Origin of the sequence: Flavobacterium sp., from assembly GCF_044361015.1 — a bacterium.
Taxonomy (GTDB): Bacteria; Bacteroidota; Bacteroidia; order Flavobacteriales; family Flavobacteriaceae; genus Flavobacterium.
On sequence record NZ_JBIKJL010000091.1, the window covers coordinates 1 to 5,283 of the forward strand.

The following is a 5,283-nucleotide window of genomic DNA, read 5'->3' on the forward strand; positions in this document are numbered from 1 at the left end:
GTCAATTCATTATTACTGATTTATAATACTGTTGTTAATTCATTTTAAAAAAATATCCCGTTAATTTTTATCGGGATATTTTTATTTTAGAACAATAATAAACTATTTCCTATTTTTCAATTTCCCTCAAACTCTCCATTTTTTTCATGGCTAAGAAACCTTTGATGTCTTCAAAATGTTCTTTCACGCGTTTGTGGCCAAATTCAAAGACTTTGGTAGCCAAACCGTCCAAGAAATCACGGTCGTGAGAAACCAGAATTAAAGTCCCGTCAAAATCACGCAACGCATCTTTGATGATGTCTTTGGTTTTCATGTCTAAGTGATTCGACGGCTCATCCAAAATCAATAAATTCACCGGTTCTAGCAATAATTTAATCATTGCCAAACGCGTTTTTTCGCCACCGGATAATACTTTAACTTTCTTGGTGATATCATCTCCTTGGAACATAAATGCTCCTAAAATATTTTTTATTTGTGTGCGAACTTCGCCAACGGCTATGTTGTCAATCGTTTCAAAAATGGTGGCATTCTCATCCAACATCGAGGCTTGATTTTGAGCAAAATAACCAATTTGGGCATTGTGACCAATCTCAACGCTTCCACCATTGATTTCAATTTCTTTCATGATGGCTTTAATCATGGTCGATTTTCCTTCGCCATTTTTTCCCACAAAAGCTACTTTATCACCACGTTCAATCACGATATTGGCATCTTTAAAAATCAAATGATCGCCATAGGATTTTTCCAAATCTTTCACAATTACCGGATACTGACCCGAACGAATGGAAGGTGGAAATTTCAATTTCAAAGCCGAGGTATCAATTTCGTCTATTTCAACCGGAACTAATTTTTCTAACATTTTTACTCGCGATTGCACTTGCAACGTTTTGGAATAAGTTCCTTTGAAACGCTCGATAAACTCCATATTATCAGCAATCATTTTTTGCTGTTCGTCGTATGCTTTTTGTTGATGAACTCTACGGTCTTTTCGCAATTCCAAATAATGCGAATACTTGGCTTTGTAATCGTAAATGCGACCCATTGTGACTTCAATCGTACGATTGGTAATGTTATCTACAAAAGCCCTGTCGTGTGAAATCACCATCACCGCTTTGGCCGAATTGATTAAAAACTCTTCCAACCATTGAATACTTTCAATATCCATGTGATTGGTAGGCTCATCCAATAAAATCAAATCGGGTTTTTTCAAAAGGATTTTTGCCAATTCAATTCGCATTCGCCAGCCACCGGAAAATTCAGATGTGGGTCGGTTAAAATCTTCTCGTTCAAAACCCAAACCTTTCAATACTTTTTCAACCTCAGCTTCGTAATTGACTTCTTCAATAGAATAATATTTCTCACTGACTTCAGACACACGCTCGATTAATTTCATATAATCGTCACTTTCATAATCGGTTCGAATAGTCAATTGTTCATTGAGATGATCGATTTCATTTTTCATGTCGAAGATTTCTGCGAAAGCTTTCGAAGCTTCTTCCATCACCGTTGAATCATCTTTCGTTAATAAATGCTGAGGCAAATAGGCTATCACAGCATCCTTTGGAGCAGAAATATTTCCGGAGGAAGCCTTTGCTTCTCCCGCGATAATTTTCAAAAGTGTCGATTTACCGGCACCGTTTTTACCCATTAAGGCAATTTTATCATTTTCATTGATCGCGAAAGAAACATCGCTAAACAAAGTGGTTCCGCCAAAATGAACGGCAATATCGTTAACTGTAATCATATTTTTAAGTTGGAAGTTAGAAGATGGAAGCCTGAAGTCAGCTCACATTTCTGATTTTTCAAGGTGCAAAGATAACCGATTTGTGGAATTCGAATGTTTGAAAATGATAAATAGTAGAACAATTAATTTTTGATTTGATAAATTGCTCCAACTTTTCTTGAACTTTAGATAATAAGTTAGCCAATGTATTCAAAATCAAGCTTCACCTTATTTTTTTAATTAATTTTGCTAACTTAATCAGCCAATTCAACCGATGCCATTACTTGATTACAGCTTTTTAGGAAAAATTATTCCGCAACAAAACCACAAAAAAAGCTATCAAAAAGCAAAGCAATCCTATTTGAACAGGATGCGTTTGGCGATGTCGTTTTTTTACTTCGGCATGGGTTTTTGTTTTGCTTCCTGGGCAAGTAGAATTCCGGATATCAAATCATTCTTAAATTTAAGTGAAGGTGAATTAGGAACTATTTTATTTGTTTTACCTATCGGACAACTTTCTGCCATGCCTTTTTCAGGTAAAATTGTTACTCGTTTTGGCAGTAGAAAAGTATTGCTTTTTGCTTTGCCCTTGTACGCATTTAGCCTTACGAATATTGGTTTAGCCGAGGAACCTTGGCAACTGGCTTTTGGACTATATCTTTTTGGAATTTGTGGAAATTTCAGCAATATATCCATTAACACCCAAGGCGTTTATACGGAACAAATTTTCAAAAAAGCCATCATGGGCTCGTTCCACGGATCGTGGAGTTTAGCGGGGTTTTTCGGAGCTTTGGCTGGTTTGGTGATGATGGCTTTTCATTTAACTCCGTACCAACATTTTTTAATCGTTTTTGCCATCGTTGGAGTAATCATTTTTATCAATTACCGAAATTTAGCAAAAGTCAAAGTAGTCAAGCCCGAAACTTTTGAATTAAAACCCCGATTTGGCAAACTTGATAAATCGTTAGTTTGGCTTGGTGTTATCGGTTTTTGCTGCATGGCAAGTGAAGGAATTATGTTCGACTGGAGTGGTGTTTATTTCAAAGATATTGTAAAAGCACCCGGAGCATTAGTTATTTTAGGGTATACATCTTTTATGATTACCATGGCGTCCGGCCGATTTTTAAGTGATATTTTAGTTCGGAAATTTGGTGCAAAAAAAATCCTTTTAATTAGTGGCATTACTATTTCTGTTGGATTATATACGGCCGTTGTTTTTCCTTTTTTAATTCCAAGTACGCTGGCATTTATGATGGTTGGCTTTGGTGTATCAAATGTGATCCCTATAGTTTACAGTACGACGGGACGAATTTCGAGCATACCAACGGGAGAAGCGTTAACAATCGTAACCGGAATAAGTTTCCTAGGGTTTTTAATGGGACCACCGATTATCGGACATATCGCCGAATTGACAAGCTTGCGGTATTCCTTTGCTTTTATTGGAATGTTCGGAGTGTTTATTTCGGTATTGGCGTATTATTTGAAGATTTTTAGGTAGATTTATTTTTTGACTTTTAACTGAATCGGATTTTGACGGGTATCAAAAATCTGTAAAATTCTAATTTCGACTGCAGAATGGACTTTGTAGATAATCTTATTATTTCTGACTACTATTCTTCGGTAAGGCTCTCCCAAAATTTCGTCCACTTGATATTGTTGAACAAACTTTATATTTTTCGTTTCTGATAAAATATCATTTAGCACATTTTTTGCTCCTTGAGGTGATTTTAATTTTATAAAATCATGAATCAATCGTAAATCAGTTTTTGCATGTATGTCCCAAACAATTCTAATTTCTTGCTGCATGCTACCAGTTGTCAATTTCTTTTTCTAAATCTTCAATTGTAATAAATGTTCCAGAGTTAATTCGCTCATCAGCCTCCTTAACCAAATGAATATACTCTTGTTTGTCAATTGGATATCCACTAACCGTATGGGCAACTACTTCATTATCGATTATGTTTTTGAAAGCCGCTAATTTTTTGATTTTACGCTCATCTGTCAGATGAAGCAACCAATCTAAAAGTTCAATTTTTTTTGCACCTATATCCATAATAATCAAATTAGTATCAAATATACAAATTTATATACTCATCCTAAATTCTTCAATTACATCATTGACTTTGCCGTAATAACGCTCGTCAATAAATAACTCAACCGCCAAATCGGAGTTGCCAAAACCACCCAATCTCGCGGATTGAATGTTGTCTTTTTTTAAAACATCCACGCCAATTGCTTCTATTTGTTCTTTTAATCGGGAAGCTAAAATTTCGCTACCTGAAAATATTTTGATCATGCCCATTTTTATAGTAATTAGTGATTAGTCCTTAGCGATTAGTCGGCAGTACTTAGTTTGAAAGCTTATCCTGCTTCAAAGAAAAGCGGTTCAATCATGATTTTTTCTGCTAAAACTTCCACTTTTTCGGTGATGGTTGAGCAGAAAAATAATCGTTGTGTTTTTTCAACACTGTTCGAAAGTCTTAAAATTGTTGTCTCTAACCGTTTACGCAACATCTCGTCAATATCATCAACCACAAACATTTTGATGGTATTCATGTTAAATCCGGCAGAAGCAAACATATCATTAATCTTGATTGGCGTTCCTACCAAGATGTCACAACCCAACGAAATTTGATTTTTATCGTAATCGATGTCGCCTTTTTCATGAGCTCCAAACACACGTAAATCGCTATAATTGGCGTACTGTTTGAAAAGTTCAACGGTTGCCAGCACTTTTTCTTTGTCTTCAACCAATACCAAGGCACGAGTGCTTTCTCCCACTGCTTTTTCCATTCGCTGAATGACATTCAGTGCAATAGTAGTTGTTTTCCCACTACCATGTGGTGATTGAATAACAGCATCTACCCCACTTTTTATTGCGGAAAATGTTTCTTGTTGTAATTCATTGGCTTCCGTTAAATTGTTCTCTACAAGAGCTTGCTGAAGCTTCGAATTTATTTTTTTTAACTGCATTGTTTTGAGTGATTAATGGTTAGTAATTAGTAACTAGCAACTAATCACTAATTACTATTCACTAATCACTATTTTTATTTACTAGCAAAAAGCTTCACATCATTCTCAGAAATTTCAGTTCCTCCCAGAATAATCAAGCGTTCTACCACGTTGCGAAGTTCGCGAATATTTCCCGTCCAATCATATTCCTGCAGTAATTTAATTGCTGCTGGAGAAAAACTTTTCGCAATATTACCCTGCTCTTCAGCAATTTTGGCTGTAAAATGTTCAATTAACAAAGGAATATCATCCCTACGTTCATTCAACGCTGGCACCTTAATTAAAATTACAGCTAATCGATGGTACAAATCTTCACGAAAACGACCCTCGGCTATTTCTTTTTTTAAATCTTTATTGGTGGCAGCAACAACGCGAACATTCACTTTAATGTCTTTATCAGCACCGACACGTTGCACCAAATTTTCTTGTAGAGCTCGAAGTACTTTTGCTTGTGCGGCTAAACTCATATCGCCAATTTCGTCCAGAAAAATCGTCCCTCCGTCGGCAGCTTCAAATTTTCCGGCTCGGTCTTTTACGGCAGATGTAAA

General features: G+C 35.9%; 7 protein-coding genes. 1 reads left to right on the forward strand and 6 read right to left on the reverse strand.

The window, feature by feature from the left end; translation table 11 throughout:
* Positions 1 to 109: 109 nt before the first annotated feature.
* Positions 110 to 1,744: an ABC-F family ATP-binding cassette domain-containing protein gene (locus ACIQ2Z_RS12450; RefSeq protein ID WP_396184490.1), complete on the reverse strand. Its 1,635-nt coding sequence runs from the start codon at positions 1,742 to 1,744 to the stop codon at positions 110 to 112.
* 253 nt (positions 1,745 to 1,997) lie between these two features.
* On the opposite strand from ACIQ2Z_RS12450, the gene ACIQ2Z_RS12455 reads away from it, so the two are divergent.
* Positions 1,998 to 3,221: an MFS transporter gene (locus ACIQ2Z_RS12455; protein WP_396184491.1), complete on the forward strand. Its 1,224-nt coding sequence runs from the start codon at positions 1,998 to 2,000 to the stop codon at positions 3,219 to 3,221.
* 2 nt (positions 3,222 to 3,223) lie between these two features.
* Here the strand turns inward: ACIQ2Z_RS12455 and ACIQ2Z_RS12460 are convergent, their stop codons facing one another.
* The 5 genes from ACIQ2Z_RS12460 to ACIQ2Z_RS12480 all read right to left on the reverse strand — a co-directional run.
* Entirely contained in the window at positions 3,224 to 3,529 is a 306-nt protein-coding gene (locus ACIQ2Z_RS12460; RefSeq protein WP_396184492.1) for a type II toxin-antitoxin system RelE/ParE family toxin, read from the reverse strand.
* 1 nt (position 3,530) lies between these two features.
* A complete protein-coding gene (locus tag ACIQ2Z_RS12465; RefSeq protein WP_396176158.1) occupies positions 3,531 to 3,776 on the reverse strand; it encodes a hypothetical protein in 246 nt (81 codons plus the stop codon).
* Positions 3,777 to 3,806: 30 nt separating this feature from the next.
* Positions 3,807 to 4,025, reverse strand: a complete 219-nt coding sequence (locus tag ACIQ2Z_RS12470) for a DUF2007 domain-containing protein (RefSeq protein WP_396176156.1) — start codon at positions 4,023 to 4,025, stop codon at positions 3,807 to 3,809.
* A 59-nt stretch (positions 4,026 to 4,084) separates the two neighbouring features.
* Entirely contained in the window at positions 4,085 to 4,696 is a 612-nt protein-coding gene (locus ACIQ2Z_RS12475) for a DEAD/DEAH box helicase (RefSeq protein WP_396184493.1), read from the reverse strand.
* A 74-nt stretch (positions 4,697 to 4,770) separates the two neighbouring features.
* Positions 4,771 to 5,283 (reverse strand): sigma 54-interacting transcriptional regulator (locus ACIQ2Z_RS12480; RefSeq protein ID WP_396184494.1); only part of this gene is annotated, 513 nt, incomplete at its 5' end.

What these genes read in the sequence shown, in the direction of transcription:
- ACIQ2Z_RS12450 (WP_396184490.1), bottom strand. Translation starts at nt 1,744, where the DNA reads ATGATTACAGTTAACGATATTGCCGTTCATTTTGGCGGAACCACTTTG.
- ACIQ2Z_RS12455 (WP_396184491.1), top strand. Translation starts at nt 1,998, where the DNA reads ATGCCATTACTTGATTACAGCTTTTTAGGAAAAATTATTCCGCAACAA.
- ACIQ2Z_RS12460 (WP_396184492.1), bottom strand. Translation starts at nt 3,529, where the DNA reads ATGCAGCAAGAAATTAGAATTGTTTGGGACATACATGCAAAAACTGAT.
- ACIQ2Z_RS12465 (WP_396176158.1), bottom strand. Translation starts at nt 3,776, where the DNA reads ATGGATATAGGTGCAAAAAAAATTGAACTTTTAGATTGGTTGCTTCAT.
- ACIQ2Z_RS12470 (WP_396176156.1), bottom strand. Translation starts at nt 4,025, where the DNA reads ATGGGCATGATCAAAATATTTTCAGGTAGCGAAATTTTAGCTTCCCGA.
- ACIQ2Z_RS12475 (WP_396184493.1), bottom strand. Translation starts at nt 4,696, where the DNA reads ATGCAGTTAAAAAAAATAAATTCGAAGCTTCAGCAAGCTCTTGTAGAG.